The 15421-nt window shown below is 70.2% G+C and carries 16 protein-coding genes; 6 read left to right on the top strand and 10 right to left on the bottom strand.

The window, feature by feature from the left end; translation table 11 throughout:
- Nucleotides 1–40: 40 nt before the first annotated feature.
- Nucleotides 41–661 carry an IMPACT family protein gene (locus tag ACOZ32_RS03295; protein WP_424334934.1) on the bottom strand — a complete coding sequence of 207 codons (621 nt, stop codon included), beginning with the start codon at nucleotides 659–661 and terminating at the stop codon, nucleotides 41–43.
- 84 nt (nucleotides 662–745) lie between these two features.
- Between ACOZ32_RS03295 and ACOZ32_RS03290 the strand changes: the two genes are divergently transcribed.
- The gene (locus tag ACOZ32_RS03290) at nucleotides 746–1105 is read left to right on the top strand and encodes a hypothetical protein (RefSeq protein WP_136361606.1); all 360 of its coding nucleotides are present in this window, start codon (nucleotides 746–748) and stop codon (nucleotides 1103–1105) included.
- On the opposite strand, the gene ACOZ32_RS03285 is transcribed toward ACOZ32_RS03290, so the two are convergent.
- Complete coding sequence (locus tag ACOZ32_RS03285) at nucleotides 1102–1605, bottom strand: amino acid-binding protein (RefSeq protein ID WP_012289478.1); 504 nt, start codon at nucleotides 1603–1605, stop codon at nucleotides 1102–1104. The genes ACOZ32_RS03290 and ACOZ32_RS03285 overlap by 4 nt on opposite strands.
- Before the next feature lie 126 nt (nucleotides 1606–1731).
- Here ACOZ32_RS03285 and ACOZ32_RS03280 point away from each other — a divergent pair, with 126 nt between their 5' ends.
- Complete coding sequence (locus ACOZ32_RS03280) at nucleotides 1732–2229, top strand: hypothetical protein (protein ID WP_205251180.1); 498 nt, start codon at nucleotides 1732–1734, stop codon at nucleotides 2227–2229.
- Nucleotides 2230–2257: 28 nt separating this feature from the next.
- On the opposite strand, the gene hisB is transcribed toward ACOZ32_RS03280, so the two are convergent.
- Nucleotides 2258–2848: an imidazoleglycerol-phosphate dehydratase HisB gene (gene hisB / locus ACOZ32_RS03275; protein WP_010903709.1), complete on the bottom strand. Its 591-nt coding sequence runs from the start codon at nucleotides 2846–2848 to the stop codon at nucleotides 2258–2260.
- Nucleotides 2849–2899: 51 nt separating this feature from the next.
- The gene (hisA, locus tag ACOZ32_RS03270) at nucleotides 2900–3628 is read right to left on the bottom strand and encodes a 1-(5-phosphoribosyl)-5-[(5-phosphoribosylamino)methylideneamino]imidazole-4-carboxamide isomerase (RefSeq protein WP_205251179.1); all 729 of its coding nucleotides are present in this window, start codon (nucleotides 3626–3628) and stop codon (nucleotides 2900–2902) included.
- Between the two features lie 142 nt (nucleotides 3629–3770).
- Between hisA and fer2 the strand changes: the two genes are divergently transcribed.
- Nucleotides 3771–4160, top strand: coding sequence for a ferredoxin Fer2 (gene fer2, locus ACOZ32_RS03265; RefSeq protein WP_010903707.1), 390 nt, complete (start codon nucleotides 3771–3773; stop codon nucleotides 4158–4160).
- A 207-nt stretch (nucleotides 4161–4367) separates the two neighbouring features.
- Nucleotides 4368–5663, top strand: coding sequence for a glycosyltransferase family 87 protein (locus ACOZ32_RS03260; protein ID WP_424334933.1), 1296 nt, complete (start codon nucleotides 4368–4370; stop codon nucleotides 5661–5663).
- A gap of 28 nt (nucleotides 5664–5691) precedes the next feature.
- On the opposite strand, the gene ACOZ32_RS03255 is transcribed toward ACOZ32_RS03260, so the two are convergent.
- The 5 genes from ACOZ32_RS03255 to mamA are packed head-to-tail and all read right to left on the bottom strand — an operon-like array spanning nucleotide 5692 to nucleotide 10991.
- The gene (locus ACOZ32_RS03255) at nucleotides 5692–7167 is read right to left on the bottom strand and encodes an acetyl-CoA hydrolase/transferase C-terminal domain-containing protein (RefSeq protein ID WP_424334932.1); all 1476 of its coding nucleotides are present in this window, start codon (nucleotides 7165–7167) and stop codon (nucleotides 5692–5694) included.
- A complete protein-coding gene (locus ACOZ32_RS03250) occupies nucleotides 7164–7790 on the bottom strand; it encodes a MaoC family dehydratase (RefSeq protein WP_424334931.1) in 627 nt (208 codons plus the stop codon). The genes ACOZ32_RS03255 and ACOZ32_RS03250 overlap by 4 nt, the downstream gene beginning before the upstream one ends.
- Nucleotides 7791–7848: 58 nt before the next feature.
- The gene (locus ACOZ32_RS03245; RefSeq protein ID WP_424334930.1) at nucleotides 7849–9105 is read right to left on the bottom strand and encodes a methylaspartate ammonia-lyase; all 1257 of its coding nucleotides are present in this window, start codon (nucleotides 9103–9105) and stop codon (nucleotides 7849–7851) included.
- On the bottom strand, nucleotides 9105–10535 hold the full coding sequence (locus ACOZ32_RS03240) for a methylaspartate mutase subunit E (RefSeq protein WP_205251174.1): 1431 nt from the start codon (nucleotides 10533–10535) through the stop codon (nucleotides 9105–9107). The genes ACOZ32_RS03245 and ACOZ32_RS03240 overlap by 1 nt, the downstream gene beginning before the upstream one ends.
- A gap of 6 nt (nucleotides 10536–10541) precedes the next feature.
- Complete coding sequence (mamA, locus tag ACOZ32_RS03235; protein ID WP_010903701.1) at nucleotides 10542–10991, bottom strand: methylaspartate mutase subunit S; 450 nt, start codon at nucleotides 10989–10991, stop codon at nucleotides 10542–10544.
- A gap of 224 nt (nucleotides 10992–11215) precedes the next feature.
- On the opposite strand from mamA, the gene ACOZ32_RS03230 reads away from it, so the two are divergent.
- Nucleotides 11216–12160 carry an A24 family peptidase C-terminal domain-containing protein gene (locus ACOZ32_RS03230; RefSeq protein ID WP_424334929.1) on the top strand — a complete coding sequence of 315 codons (945 nt, stop codon included), beginning with the start codon at nucleotides 11216–11218 and terminating at the stop codon, nucleotides 12158–12160.
- Between the two features lie 45 nt (nucleotides 12161–12205).
- Entirely contained in the window at nucleotides 12206–12595 is a 390-nt protein-coding gene (hisI, locus tag ACOZ32_RS03225) for a phosphoribosyl-AMP cyclohydrolase (protein WP_136361599.1), read from the top strand.
- A gap of 15 nt (nucleotides 12596–12610) precedes the next feature.
- Here the strand turns inward: hisI and alaS are convergent, their stop codons facing one another.
- Nucleotides 12611–15400, bottom strand: coding sequence for an alanine--tRNA ligase (gene alaS / locus ACOZ32_RS03220; protein ID WP_205251172.1), 2790 nt, complete (start codon nucleotides 15398–15400; stop codon nucleotides 12611–12613).
- Nucleotides 15401–15421: the final 21 nt, after the last annotated feature.

Below are 15421 nucleotides of genomic sequence, written 5' to 3'. Positions count from 1 at the left end.
CAGCCTAAAACTACTTGTGCGCTTCGGTTTTCCGCCGGCGCTACGCGATCTCCGCCCGGCCGCTCGTTGCGTCCGCGATGCGCTCCCGGAGCGCGTTGGCGTCGGCCACAGCCACCGTCACCTCGAACGTCACGTCGGCCTCGTAGTCGGCGTCGAACGAACACTCGGCGCTCTCCAGAATCCCCCGCACGGTGCCCGAATCATCGTACGCAACCGTCACCACGAGCCGCGCCTGCGGGCGCTGGGTGACCACGCCGGCCGCATCCACGGCGTCCTTGACCGCCGTCGAATACGCCCGCGCCAACCCCCCAACGCCCAGGTTCGTCCCCCCGTAATAGCGCGTGACGACACCCACCACGTTCTCGACGTCGCGCTGCTGGACGACGTTCAACGCCGGCTTCCCGGCGGACCCAGTCGGCTCGCCGTCGTCGCTCTGGTACTCCCGCAACAGATGCCCACCGCCCGGGCCACCACCGGTCACGCGCACCCGATACCACGGCACGTTGTGGGTGGCATCCGCGTGGCGCTCCCGGACCTCCTGGATGAACGCTTCGGCCGCCGCAACGGTGTTTGCCGGCCCCGCATACCCGATGAACTCAGACCCCCGGACCTCGAAGCTGTCCCGCCCCGAGCCCGCAAGCGTGCGGTAGGCGTCGGTCACACGCGCTCGTTGGTCGAGCAGGGGGTTGCCGCTTGCGGTTCTGCCCACAAGGGTTATGCATTCGTCGGCGCAAACCCGGGACAGATGGTTGCGTTGACGACCGGCGACCTGTTGTTCACGCTCTCCCGACTCACCCCTTCGCTCCCGGGCCAGCTCGCCGGACTCACTGACCTCGAACTGCTGTACGCCGCCGCCAGCGCCCTGCTCTCGCTTTCCGGCATCGCGATGGTCGCGTTCGCCGCCAACGCGTTCCTCCAAACCGAACGCCGGGAAATGCTGTACCTCGCGTTGGGGTTCTGTGTCGTCGTTGCGGCCGCGATCGCCACCACCGTTTCGGCGTTCGCACAGGACTTCGAGAACGCCATCCTCCTGCTCACGGTGAACTACGCGCTGACAACGGTCGGCTACGTGTTCATCCTGGCGAGTGTGCTCTTCCGGGATTAGGACAGCTCCACCGATCGCACCGCCGACATCTCCGCCAGCGCCGTGAACACCGCCCCCGGCAACTCCTCGTCGGTCACGACGTACAGCCGCGGTTCGTCGGTGAACTCCGGGTCCTCGCTGATCGTCTGCCGGATCGGGATCCCGTGGTCGGCCAGCAGTCCCGTCACCGCGGCCACGATCCCCGGCTCGTCGGCGTCCTGAACGGCCACCGTCACCACGTGCAGGTCAAGCACGGGTGCCAGATCCATCAGGCTCGGGATCTGACTGATGTTCTGGAAGATGCGCGTCAGCTCGCCGTCATCGAGGATCGCCTCCGTCGTGGAATCGACCACCCGCCGGTCGACGCCCGCCTCCTGGGCGACCTGCGTGTACGGGATCTCGATCCCCCCGGAGACCACGCGGCCGCCGTCGTTCACCGAGAACCCGCGTTCGAGCAACAGCCGAATCACCGCCTGCTGTCCGGGACTCCCCTCGAACTTCTGCATGATCTCGTCGAACATTATGGTCCAAGCCAGGTGGACGCGCCTGAAAACCGTTCGCGTCCCAGTCACCCCGCCAGCCGGTGTCCGGCCACCCAACCCAACACCGAGCAGGCTTTTGGGGCTGCCAGCCACAGCCAGGAACGTATGCGTCAAGTAGACACCTGTGACTTCTGTGGCGACGCCCCGGATGGGGTCTTCGAGGTCGTCCCCGCGGCCAACCCCAGCGGTCCGGTGCGGCTCGCGCTCTGTGACGGCTGCAAAACCACGCTGGAGACGGTCACCGACCCGCTCCGTGGTGCCGACGACCACGACGGGGCGGCCACGGACACCGACCACTCCGGCTCCGACCCGGCCGCCGATTCTCCCGCCACCCCGCCGACGTCCCCGCAAGCCGCCAGCAGCGACGCCGCCGGCATCACCATCGAGGACTCCACCGACGACGCCGCCGCTTCGCGGCCCGACGGCTACGCCCAAGTCCTGCGGCTGCTGGAGAACCGCGACGACGACATGCCACGCGGCGACCTGCGCGCGCTCGCGACGAACGCCTACGGGCTGACTGCGGACTCCTTCCAGACCGCCGTCGACGCCGCCATCGAGAACGGCGACGTGGCCGCCGACGGCGACGGACTGCGCCGCACATAGGTCGGCTCCCACGCCAGCGCCGCCCCGCTCAGAGGTCGCCCTTCGTCGAGGGCGTCTCCCCCGCCCGGCGCTGGTCGATGCGGGTCGCGTCGTCCACCGCCCGCCCAACCCCCTTGAACAGCGCCTCGATCTCGTGGTGGGCGTTCTCGCCGTCGACCCCGCAGTGCAGCGTGACCGCGGCGTGCGTCGCGAACGTCCGCCAGAAGTGCGCCGCCATCCGGCTCGTCAGCCCGCCGACCGTCGGCTGGCTGAACCCACCGTCGAACTCGTAGACGGCGCGCCCCGACACGTCCACGACCACGGACGCCACCGCCTCGTCCAGGGGCACCCGGCGGTCGGCGAACCGCTGGATGCCGCGCTTCTCGCCGACCGCCTCGCTGAACGCCGCCCCGAGCGCGATCCCCACGTCCTCGACGGTGTGGTGGTCGTCAACGTCGAGATCGCCGTCACAGCGCACGGTCACGTCGAACAGCCCGTGTTTCGCGAACGCCGCCAGCATGTGATCGAAGAACCCGATCCCGGTGTCGACGGTGTGCTCGCCGTCGCCGTCGAGGTCCAGCGTGACCGCCACGTCGGTTTCGGCCGTCTCCCGCGTCACTGCGGCTGTCCGGTCTGTCATCACCGCGGTAGTGGCGCGCCGCCCACATGGTCGTTGTGCTCCCGGCGGCGCTCAGTCCTCGACGGCCGCCTGCGCGTCCGCAAGCGTGAAATTCCCCTCGTAGAGCGCGGTCCCGACGACCGCGCCGGCCGCCCCCGCGGCTTCGAGTGCGCGCACGTCGTCGACAGTGGCAACGCCGCCGCTGGCGATCACCGGGATGTCGACGCTGTCAACGAGGTCTCGAACGGGGCCGGTTCGCACGCCCTCCTGTTTCCCCTCTACGTCCACGTCGGTGAACAGGATGCCCGCCGCCCCCAGGTCGGCGTACCGCTGGGCGGCCGCCACCGGGTCCATGCCGGTGCCCTCGGTCCAGCCTTCCACGACCACCTCGCCGTCCTTGGCGTCCAGGCTCACGAGCACGCCGTCGCTGTACGCGGCCGCGATCTCCCCGACGATGTCCGGGGTCTCGATGGCGGCGGTGCCGAGGATGACACGGTCGACGCCCCGATCGAGCAGGGCCGTGGCGTCCTCGGCGCTCCGAATGCCGCCGCCGACCTGCACTGACACGTCGGTCGCGTCGAGGATGTCCTCGACGGCGGTGGCGTTCGCGCGCGCACCCTCGAAGGCGCCGTCCAAGTCCACGAGGTGCAACGCCTCGGCGCCCGCGGCCACCCAGTCGGTCGCGGCGTCCACGGGGTCGCCGTACGTGCGCTCGGTCCCACGCTCCCCCTGCACGAGCTGCACCACCTGTCCGTCCTGCATGTCGACGGCCGGCAGCACCGTGAACGACTCGAATGTCATACCCCCACCATGGGCTGCCGTGGATAAAACCCCTCGTTGACGCCGCGGGCAGCGTCGTGATGGCGGTCACACCCGGGCTTTCGTGGCAGTACGCTGGCCCGAACAGCAACTACTATGCGTTCGGAAGCCGAACTCTGCAGTGATGCCGACGGTAGAATACCTCAACTACGAAACGCTGGACGACCAGGGCTGGGACATGGACGACGACGACCTCTTCGAGAAGGCCGCCGACGCCGGTCTCGACGGCGAAGACTACGGCACGATGGAGGTCGCGGAGGGCGAGTACATCCTCGAAGCCGCTGAAGCGCAGGGCTACGACTGGCCGTTCTCGTGTCGCGCCGGTGCCTGTGCGAACTGCGCGTCCATCGTCAAGGAGGGCGAAATCGACATGGACATGCAGCAGATCCTCAGCGACGAGGAAGTCGAGGAGAAGGACGTGCGCCTGACCTGCATCGGCTCGCCCGCAGCCGACGAGGTCAAGATCGTCTACAACGCCAAGCACCTCGACTACCTGCAGAACCGCGTCATCTGAACTGGCCCCGCGCCCGGTCCGGGACAGCCCGTGACGCGCCGCTAGCTCACCCGATTCTTCGCGCACACGCCACGCAGCCCCGGCTCCGACAGCCTGCCTGCCGCGCCGGCCCACTACTGGCCGCCCTGTGCGTTCCGCCTCGGCGCATTCTCTCGTTGTGAAACTACTCCCTTTACACTAAACCACCCAACCGAGAAGCCGGTGGCAATGTCGCGCACCCTGCGGTTGTCAGCCATTCGACCGTCGTGGCTGCCGGCCGGCCTCGACGCCCGCCGCCTCGTGCTGTTCTGGAGCGCTGTTGCCGGCGTGCTGGTTCCCGTCTACTTCCTCGTGCTCGCGGACGTTTCGCACCTCGCCTGGGACTACCGCGCCTACCACGCGGCCGCGGAAGCCGCGCTCCACGGCGACCCGTTCGTCGGCATCGAAACCGGGCTGCCGGGCGTCTCATACGTCTACCCACCGGTCGCGGTCGCGCTGTTCGTGCCCCAAGCGGCCGCCGGCGGCTGGCAGACCGCGTTCGCGATCCAGTCGGCGTGCAACGTCGCAGCGGCGCTGGGGCTTGCAGCCCTGACAGTTCACACCATCGAAGCCCGGCGCGGCCGACTCGACGACATCGACCGGCTGCTCGTCGTTGGGTTCTGCGTCGCCAGCGCGCCAGTCCTGTCCGCGCTCGGCCTGGGGCAGGTCGACACCCTGATCGCGCTCGCGCTCGCCGGCACGTTCGTCGCGCTCGAACGCGACCACCAGGGGATCGCCGGCGTCGTCATCGCCGCCGCCGCCCTGGTGAAGGTGTTCCCGGTCGTCCTCGGACTGTGGCTCGTGTTCCGGCGGGCCTGGCACGCGATCGGGGTCGCGGTGGCCACGGCGACCGGCGCGCTCGTGGCCGGCGGGCTCTGGTTCGGGGTCGACGCCTACATCCGGTACGTCCACGTGCTGGCCGCCCGCAGCCGGGTGTCTGAGTTCGCCGGCACCGTCTCCCCGGATTTCTTCGCGATGTCGCTGTACCGCCCGCTCTCGCAGCTCCTGGGCACCGTCGACCCCCGGCTGTACGGCCCGCTGGCACTCCTGGCGGTCGCACCCGCGGTGTGGTTCGTCGCTCGCCGGGAGCACACCCTCACCGACCGACTGACGACGTACCTCGCCGTCGTCGCGGGCATGCTGCTCGTCTCACCCGCGTCGAACGCCCTCTACGTGGTGTACGCCTACTTCCCGCTGGTGTGCCTGCTGTACCTCGATCCCGGCGGCCGCGAGCGCTGGCTGCTGCTCGCAGGCACCGCCGCCATGGCGTTCCCCGTCCAGCCCGCCCACGTCGCGGCCGGCCTGGCGTCACTCGGCGCACCGTCGACAGCCAGCCACGCCGTCCTCGCTGTCGTCGCCCCCGTGTTGTCCGTTGCCTCCGTTCCCCTCCTCGGCCTTTCGGCGGTACTCGTGTGGTGTACCATCCACACCGCGGGCCGCCACGTTCCACTCACCACCGCCCACACCCCAGCCAGCGGCGACTGACCGGCCGCCGGTGGTGTTCGTGGCCGGGCTACGACTGCCAGTCGAACGCCGTCGACAAGTCGTGTGGGAGGTGCCCCGCCGACCCCCGGGCGCGATCCAGGTACGCCCGCAGATCCGGCCTGAACGCGGGGGCGGCGCACTCGATGATCGCCTCGGCGCGCGCGACGGGTGGCTTCCCGCGCAGGTCCGCGACGCCGTGCTCGGTCACCACCACGTCGGTGTCGTGTTCGGTGTGGTCGACGTGGCTCGCCAGCGGCACGACCGTCGACACGTCGCCGCCGGCCGCGGTCGCGGGCAGCGCCACCACAGTGAGGTGGGCGTTCCGATTGAAATCGACGCTGCCGCCGATGCCGTTGATGAGCCGCGCCCCCGAGACGTGTGTGGAGTTGACGTGTCCGTAGAGATCCACGCCGACCGCGCTGTTGACCGCGACCACCCCGAACCGGTCGATCAGCGACGGCGCGTTCGAGACGTTCGACGGGCGAAGCACCACGTCCTCGGCGTACCGCTCGGGCGCGTCGAACACGCGATCCTGTCCGTCCACTGAGAGCGCCAGCGAGGTCGCGCTCGCCACCGCCAGGTCGCCGTCCGCAAGCAGGTCCAACAGGCCGTCCTGGATCACCTCGCCGTAATACCGCAGCTCACCGTCGGCGAGCGACGACCCCGACAGCGCGCCCATCAACGCGTTCCCGAGGCTGCCGACGCCGAACTGGAGTGTTGGTGCCGCTCCGATCACCGGATCACGGTCGACGGCGCGCTCCAACACGGTCAAGACGTTGTCGGCGATGCGGCGGTCAGTCGCCGTCGGATCGCGGAACTCGTAGGGGTCATCACGGCGGTCCGTGCGCACGACCGCGCGCAGCTTCTCGGGGTCGAATCGCACGGCCGACTCGCCCACCCGCTCGCCCGGCGCGGACACCGCCAGCGGCCCCCGGTCAGGCGGCGGGTCACGCACCACCACGTCGTGGAACGCCGACAGCCCCATCGGCTGGGCGTCGTTGACCTCCACCACCACCTCGTCGGCCGCCCGCACGTACGCCGGCGTCTGCCCCACGGACGTCGAGGGGATCAGCCACCCCGGCCCGACCGCCACCGCCTCCACGACCGCCACGTCGGGGTCCACCAGCCGCCCGAACCGCACCTCGTCGCTCAGCCCGGCGATCCCGCGATCCGCGAACGCCAACTCCCGCTCGTTCGCGGCCGTCCGCGCGGCCGTCGTCGCCTGATACGGGTACCGCCGCGCGACGCCGCCCGCCGCCACGAGATCGGTGTCCAGTGGGTCGCCGACGCTCCCGCCGGAGACGACGGTGAGCGCGAGGTCGCGGCCGTCGCGCGCGGCCGCGGCCAGCGCCCGTGGCACCGCCTTCGGGTCGCCGACGCTCCCGAACCCCGACACCGCGAGCGTCGCGTCGTCGGCGATGCCGGCCGCCACGGTGGCGGCGTCTTTGACCGGACAGTCGCCGTTCACGCGCCCCGCCACGCCGGCCGTCCGCGGTGCCGTCATCGTGACTCCCCGTCCGGGACCGTGCGCTCGGCGTCCGGTTGCGTGCCGACCCCCGCGGGCCATCCCGGTGGCCGGGCGGCCGACGGGTCCGCGGCCCCACGCTTGCGCACCATCGGCGTGCGCTCCAGGGACAACACCAACTCGCCGTCCTGGGTGTACGTCCGCAGCTCCGTGGTCACCATCCCGACGCGGGGCCGGGACTCCGATTCGCGCTTGCTGAGCACCTCGCTCTCGGCGAACAGCGTGTCGCCGTGGAACACCGGCGCGTGGTGTTGGATGTCGTCGTACCCGAGGTTCGCGGTCGCGTTCGCGGACACGTCCACCACGCTCATCCCCACCGAGAGCGCGATCACGAACAGCCCGTTCACGAGGCGTTCGTCGAACTCGGTTCCGGACGCGTACGCCGCGTTGAAATGCATCGGGTTCGCGTTCATCGTGAGGTTCGTGAACCACACGTTGTCGGTCTCCGTGACCGTCCGGCCGTAGGGGTGTTTGTACACGTCGCCGACCGCGAAATCCTCGTAGAACCGCCCCTGCCAGCCCGCCCGGAGCTGGACGGTCGTGTCGGTTGCTGTGCGCTGCTCGGCCGTTCCCGTAGACGGGTTCGTCGTGTTCTGTGGCATCGTTGTGGCTGTGTGTCGGTGTTCGGTTGGCGATTCCCCGAGTCCGCCCGCACGCCGCCTATGCCGCGTCACCAGGACCCACTGCCGCCCGGTGGCGCGCGAGCGTGCGTCGCATCTCGTTGCTGACCGCCGCGTACCCCGCGTCGAACCCCATGCCGGGCTTCGCAAGCACCTGTGCGGCGTCGGTCGCCAGCGCGACGTGCGCGCACCGCCGCGCCGACACCGTCGTCTCGTTGCACGTCCCGCCGACGTACGCCCGGGTGTCGGTGCCCGCGCAGTATCTGGCTGCCCGCCCACTCTCCAGGAGGCCCCCCACGTCCGGGGTCTTCACCTGGACGACGTCCGCCGCGCCGGCGTCCACGAACGCCTCGACGTCCGCGCGGCTGTCACACCACTCGTCGGCGACGATGTCGACGGCCACGCCGGCGTCCGCGAGGCCGTCCCGGAGCTCCGCCATCGCGTCGATCTGCGCCTCGCGGCTCCCGGCGTCCATTGGCCCCTCGATCTGCAGCGGGTACGGGGCGGCCGCCGCCCGCAGCTCGCGGACGTACCCCGTGACCGCCGCGCGGTCGTACGGCGGCCCGAACAGCTCCCCGAGCATCCCGTACACGTCGACGTGGAACCGCGGCCGATAGCCGTCGCCGCCCAGGGTGGCGGCGCGCTCGGACAGCCAGTCGAGGTACTCGACGAGTCGGACGCCGTCGGGGCCGACCGCCTCGACGCTGTTGAACAGCCCGTGGGGCAACACGCCGACCCGCTTCAGCAGCATCGCCTCCGCGCCGCGGCGGCGCTGCTCGCCGGACTGCCCGAACACGGGCACCGGCTCCGTCGCCGGCTCAGTCCCCAGGGCGTCCGCGAGGACCCGCGTCTGCGTGGTCGCGCGCGCGGCGCTGGCGGCGGCCACCAGCGCCTGCGAGACGCCGTACCGGACCGCGGTGTGCAGCCCTCGCTCGTCGGCGAGTGACTCGACGACCGCCGCGTTGTCCGCGACACACGCCGCATCCCGGCCCACGAGCGCCTCGGCCACCGTGCCCTCCACGACGGCCCTGTGGTCGGCCGCCCGGAACAGCGGATCACGGTCGCCCGCGCCGGAATACTGGACGGCCGCGCAGTCCCCGCGCACCCGTCGCCCGTCGCTCAACACCACCTCGACCACGAGCGCCTCCCCGGGTTCGCGGATGCGCTCGTAGCCGTCCGTCCGCGGGCTGCCCGCGTACGCCATCCCGTCGGCGTCGGCGCCGGCGGTGATCGCGGCCTGGTCGTCGAAGAAAAACCCCGCGACCCCCGGCGTCGCGGTGACGCGTTCGATCCGCATCAGTCGTCCCCCGGGCGGCCGATGAGCCGCCCATCGCTGACCGCCGACACGTCGTCGGCCACCATCCGGAACGAGAGCTCCCGGCCTTCGGTGTCCGCGCGGCGGTCCAGTCGCGCGCGATGGATTCGCTTCGTCTCGTCGTCCAGCGCCACCGCCCCGAACTTCAGCAGGCGAACCCGGCCGTCGTCGTCGCGGGCCGGGAGCACGTCACCCGCCGCCGCGTCGCTGGGCGGGAACGGGATGTCAAGCGTCCCCGCGTCGAACGCCCGCACCGTGCCACGCGCGATGTCGCCGTCGCCGGCCTCGTACACCGCATCGAGCAGTGATCGCACCGACCGCTCGATCAACGCCTGCTCCCTGTCGACGCCGTCCAGCGTGATCGACTGCTCGTCGAGCATCCGCAGCACCTGCTCGGTCGTGCGCAGGCCCGCCGCGTTCGATTCCGCCGTCGGCACGCCCACCGCCTCCTGGGGGGATTTGGTGATGACCTTCGTGGGTTCGACGAGCGCAGCGGTCGCGCCGGCCAGCCCGATGACGCCGTGGGCCCGCGCCTCGTCGCGCGGGAACCCCCCCATCCACTGGTGGAGCACCGTCGTGACGGTCACCGAGTCGGGCAGGTACTCCGCCCCGATGGCCGCCATCGCGCGCACCGCAGCGACGTCTTGGACGAGGTTGCCGACCTGGCCGTACCCCAGCGTGACGCTGCGGACGCCCTGGGTTGCCGCCAGCAGCCCCTCGATGGTGACGATCGCGATGGCGATCGACGGCGGGACGAGCGTCCCCGTGAGGGGGCCGAACGGCTCGCGGTTGATCGTGACCCCGCGCTCCGTGTACGCCCCACAGAGCCGGTCGACGTACTGCCAGTACTCGATGGTCGTCTCTAGATCGTAGGCACTCGTGTACGGGAGGTTGTACGTGATCGGCCCGCCCTCGAAGCTCTGGAACCCGCCCGCAAGCGTGACCGCCGCCAGCAGGCGCGCGTCGGGGGTGCCGTGTCTGACCTGCACGGGTGCGTCGACCCGGCGCACGACCTCCCGGCAGCCCTCAACGCCGTGGTTGACGGCGGGAAAGCCGTTGAGCTCGCTGCTGTCGGCCTCCCGGGAGCGCGCCAGCCCCTCGGCGGCCTTCTCGTAGGCGTTGTCCCGGGTGTACGAGTCGATGGTGGTCGGCAGGAGGTCCGCGCCGCCTTCCTCGTCGAGGTGCTGGAGCAACTCGACGTGCTCGTCGAGGCGGGGTACGCCGGCGCGGGGCTGGCACAACACCGCCTCGGCGTTCTCAAGCACCGCCGCGAACCGCTTGTGGGGCGGCAGTGACTCGTGGAACGCCACGGCGTCCGCGAAGTCCACGGCCGCCCTCGATACCCAGTCGCCGGTTATCCGGTCCGTGATGGCCTCCAGTTCGGTGTCGGTGAGTCGCTTGTCTTCGATCATCGGGGGTTACGCGCCGAGGGTGGTGGTTGTCGGGCTGCGTTCGTCCACGTCCAGTTCCGTCTTGACCGCATCGACGACCGCCTCGAAGCCGGTTTGGGCGCTGAACACCCTGTCGAAGCCCATCTCCTCGAAGCGCTGTTTGACCGTCTCGAAGTCGGTCTGGCCGACCGCGAGGTTCCCGCCCACGACAGTCGTCGCGTCCACGCCCGCCGCCGCCAACTGATCGTGGAGCCCCGCACAGTCCTGCTGGGCGTGACCGTACAGCGAGGACACCAACACCGCGTCGGCGTCGTGGTCAGCGGCCGCCGTCGCGAACTCCGTTTTGGCCGTCTGTGCGCCGAGGTTGTGGACGGTGAACCCAGCCTCCCGCAACGCGTGATCCAGCAGCGTGATGCCGACCGCGTGGGCGTCTGAACCGATCGTTCCGAGGACGACGGTTGGATCTGTGGCGCTCATTGTTCGTTAGTAGTCGAAACAGACATCGACAATAAACGTATTGGCGATTACAGGGATCTGAAACAACGACGCTGTGCGGGCCGATCCGGGCTGTCGGGGGAGCATCCGTGTCGAACGCTCCGCCCTCATACTTCATAAAAGTTCATTACTTATTCGCGGGTGTCCACACAGCCCGGCCGACCACGTGCAAAACAGCTAAGCAACCGTAGGTCCCTCACCCGGTAGTGGTCGACGCCTCGATACCGGATCTCCTCCGGCTCGTTGCAGTGCCAGCGCTCGGCTGGGCCGCCGTCCGCGACATACACACGCGCCGCGTCTCGAACACCCTCTGGGGGCCACTGGCGCTCCTCGGCGTGCTCCTCCTGCTGTGGGACGGCTTCGTCGCACTCGGCATCCCCGGCGGGCTCACGCCGTTCGCCATCCGAACCGCGTTCAGCCTCCTGTTCGTCATCCCGCTGGCGTACGGCTTCTGGTATATCGGCGGCTTCGGCGGCGCGGACGCCCGCGCGTTCATGGTGCTCGCCGTCCTCTTCCCCACCTACCCCGCCTATGAGTTCGCGGGCTACGCACTCCCCGGTGTCTCCACCACGCTCGGCGTCTTCTCGCTGACCGTCCTCACGAACACGGTGCTGTTCGCACTCGCGTACCCGCTCGTGCTCGGCGCCCGGAACTCCCTCACCGGGAACGTCTCCGTGGTCATGTTCGTCGGCCGGCGGGTCGCCGCCGACGACCTCGCCACGGTTCACGGCAGCCTGCTGGAATCCTCGGCCGGCGGGTTCACGCGCAGCGGCCTCGACCTGGACGCCCTCCGGATGTATCTCCGATGGCGTGACTGCACGCTCGCGGACCTCCGCTCGGACCCCGGCCTCCGACACCCGGACACGCTCCCCGACACCCCCGGCGACCCGACCGACGGCGCAGTCGCCACCGACGGCAGCGGCGACCCCTGGGGTGCCGCCGCGTTCCTCGCGGACATCGACCACTCCGCGTACGGCACCACCCCAGCCCAGCTCCGCGACGGCCTCGACCTCATCACCGACCACGACGACGTCTGGGTCACCCCCGGCGTCCCGTTCCTCCTGCCGCTGTTCGCCGGCCTCGTCGTCGCGCTCACGTTCGGCGACGTGCTGTTCTACGTGCTGGACGCCCTGGGGTTCGCGGCGGCCTGACCCGGCACGCACAACCACTAACCCCCCGGGCACCCAGTCGCCAGTATGGAGGAGTTCGACGTCGACCTCGACTTCGGCGGTGCCGGCCACACCGACGACGGCGACGGCCTCGTCGCCGTGATCGCCCAGGACGCCGACAGCCGCGACGTACTCATGCTCGCGTACGCCACCCGCGAGGCGGTCGCGAAAACCGCCACCACCGGGCGGGCGCACTACTACTCGCGGTCCCGCGACGAACTCTGGGAGAAAGGCGCAACCAGCGGCAACACCCAATCCGTCGACGAGATCCGCGTCGACTGCGACGGCGACGCCCTGCTGTATCTCGTCGCCCAGACCGGCGGCGCCTGCCACACCGGCCACGAATCCTGCTTCCACCGCACGCTCGACGGCGACACCGTCGGCGACCAGGTCTTCGACCCGGACGACGCGTACTGAGCCGCCGATCCGGCGTTACTCCGCGCTCGCGGCGTCACCGAGCACGTCGGCCGCCCGCGACAGTGCGTCGTCGAGGCGCTCCGCGTCCGGTCCCCCGCCCTGCGCGAAGTCCGGCGGCCCACCGCCACCGCCCCCCACCATGGCCGCGAGCTCGCCGACGACCTCGCCGGCGTTCACGGGCACACCGTCGGGGACGCCCACGACGAACTGCGCGCCGTCGGCACCGGAGCCGACGACCGCGACCTGCCCGCCGTCGACCAGCGCGTTCGCGGTCGCTTGCAACTCGTCCATGTCGCCGTCCACGCGCTGCACGACGGCCGTCGTGCCGGCGACGTCGACCTCTTCGCCGGCACCGCCGCCGGACGCCCGCGCCTCCGCGAGCTGCTCTTTGAGGTCGTCGATGGTCTTCCCGCGGTCCTTCCACTCGGTGAAAAACCGCTCGGCGGTCTCCGGAACCTCCGACGGCGTCACATCGAGCACCTCGGCGGCCGCCCGCAGATCGTCTTCCTGCCCCTGCACGTGCTCGACGGCGGCCGCGCCGGCGGCGAACGTCAGCCGCTCGACGCCGTCCTGCACGCGCTCGGCGTTCAGGATCTTGATCGACCCGATCTCACCAGTGCGAGCCACGTGGGTCCCCCCGCAGGCCTGCACGTCGTCGTCGACGTGCACGAGCCGGATCTGCTCTCCCGCCGGGATGCCGCCCTGATAGAGGTCGAACCCGTACTCCGCCTCGGCCTCGTGGCGGTCGGGCCACTCGCACTGCACGCTCGTGTTCGCGCGCACGATCTCGTTCGCCACGCGCTCGATCTCCTTGACGGTCTCCCTGTCCACGCGCTCGTAGTGCGTGACGTCGATGCGCGAGGAGTCGACGCCCTTCTGCGCGCCGGCCTGCCGGACGTGCTCGCCCAGCACCTGCCGGGCGGCGTACACCACGATATGCGTCGCCGTGTGGTGGGCCATCAGCCGGCGGCGGCGCTCGGTGTCGATCTGCCCGCGCACGAACTCCCCCTTCCCGGGGTTGTCGGTGGTGCGATGCAACACCACGCCGTCGCGCTCCTGGACGTCGATCACGTCCACGGTGTGGTCATCACCGGTCAACACGCCCGTGTCCGCCGGCTGCCCGCCGCCCTCCGGGTAGAACATCGTCTGATCGAGCACCACGTCGAAGGCACCGTCGCCGTCCTCGCCCTCCCGCTCGAAGACGTCGAGGACAACGGCCTCGAACTCAGACCCGTACGCGTCGTCGTAGTACAGCGTCTCCGTCTCGGGCAGATCCGCCAGCCGGTCGTCGCCGCCGCCGTCGCCGCCCGCCGCCCCGCTGTCGCCGTCGTCGTGGCGGGCCGCCACCAGCGAATAGAAGTCGTCGGGCGCGTCGACGGTCGCCCCGACGTCGGCGGCGATGTCGGCGACCATCCCCGGCTGGATGCCGTGTGAGTCGTACAGCTCGATCAGCTCGTCGGTCGGAACCGGCTCCCCGCGGTCGGCGTACTCCTCGGCCAGCTGCTCGACGCGACGCCCCCCACGTTCGAGGGTCTCCCCGTACTTCTCGACCTCCGACCGCACGATGCTCCGGATCGTGTCGCGGTTCTCGTACCCCAGCCGGTCGGCCTGCATGTCGACGAGCTCGTCGAGGGGCACGTCGGCACCGATGTCATCCACCAAGCGCTTGGTGCGGCGCAGCACCATCCGCGCCAGATAGCCCGTGCCGACGTTCGACGGCACGATCCCGTCGCCGAACATGTACGCCAACACCCGGGAGTGGTCGGCGATCGCGTAGATGTCCTCCAGGGGCGCCACAAGCTCGGTGAGGCGCTCGGCGTCGACACCCAGCTCAGCGGCGATCCCGGCGCGCGCGTCCTCGATGTCGGCCACCTCGTCGATATCGAGGTTCCCCGCGTGCTTCGACGCACGGTGCACGAGTTCGGCCTCCTCGTCGGTGTGCTCGATGCCCGCCTGCTCTTTGAGGAAGTCGATGGTGTCGGGGTAGACCGCCTCGTAGACGGTCGGCGTGCCCTGGCTCATCCACGTCCAGCGCTCGACGCCGTAGCCGGTGTCCACGACGCGGCGGTCCATCTCCGCGTACGTGTGCCCGTCTTTCATCTCGTACTCGCCGTCCGGATCCCGTTCGAGGCTCATGAACACCAGCGTCGCCAACTCCAAGCCCCGATAGATGACCTCGAACGCCGCGCCGGCGTTCCCGCCGCCGACCCAGGGATCCTCGATGAACGTCACCTCGTCGAGGGACACCCCCACGTCCGCCAGCAACCCCTCGCAGTGCTCGACGGCCGTGTCCTTCCAGTACACCTCCCCGTCGTAGGCGTAGTCGGTGCCCTCGTCGGCGTTGAACGCGTGATGGCCCAGCATCTCGAACGCCATCGTGTGCCGCCCGGTCTTCCCCACGTTGTCGATGTCCTGCATCCGAATGCAGGGCTGGCTCACCACCAGCGGGTTCGCCGGTGGCGGTGACGCCCCGCTCGTGACGTGGGGCTGGAAGTCATAGATCGACGCCTGGGTCAACAGCACGTCGTCGCGCCACCGGTTCGCCGCCACCGGATACGGGTCGATGCTGTCGTGGCCCGCGCGCTCGAAGTACGACACCATCGCCGACCGCATCTCGGTCAGCGAGTACGACGCATCGAAGCCGGGGTTGTCGATGAACTGGTAGTCCTCGCAGGGCGGCTCACCGCACGTCTCGCGGTCGCCGTCGCGCGTCCAGAAGTGCGCGCCACACGACACGCATTCCCGGCGGTGAAACCCCTCCTCCTCGAAGTATTCGAGGCGGTAGGCAGATTCGAGGTCGCTCATTGGACGTAGGTGGCCGGCGAG

Source organism: Halobacterium sp. MBLA0001, assembly GCF_049705385.1.
In the GTDB taxonomy this organism is placed as follows: domain Archaea; phylum Halobacteriota; class Halobacteria; order Halobacteriales; family Halobacteriaceae; genus Halobacterium; species Halobacterium salinarum.
The sequence above is the reverse complement of the archived record's forward strand: the minus strand, read 5'-3'. Positions and strand labels throughout refer to the sequence as shown.